At 39.6% G+C, this 227-nt stretch carries 1 protein-coding gene; it reads right to left on the reverse strand.

The features are described from left to right. Window positions 1-227, reverse strand: a 227-nt coding sequence (locus tag KVT27_RS27685) for an aldehyde dehydrogenase family protein (protein ID WP_217582372.1), incomplete at both ends; no start/stop codon positions are given.

Consider the following 227-nt stretch of genomic DNA (forward strand, 5'->3'; position numbering starts at 1 on the left):
ATTTCGATGTATTCCGTAATTTTATTGAATGCGGCTTGGTCAATAACCGTTGCCATGAAGTTGCTGAAATCTGTTGGATCTCCAACTGTTAAAGCATTTGTTAACTCTTCTACACGGTTCACCACTTGGTCATACACATCTTCTACGATAACAGCACGAGAACATGCTGAACATTTTTGACCAGAGAAACCAAATGCTGATTTCACGATCGATTGTGCAGCTAATTC

The organism is Lysinibacillus sp. GbtcB16 (assembly GCF_019091145.1).
GTDB classification, from domain to species: Bacteria; Bacillota; Bacilli; order Bacillales_A; family Planococcaceae; genus Lysinibacillus; species Lysinibacillus fusiformis.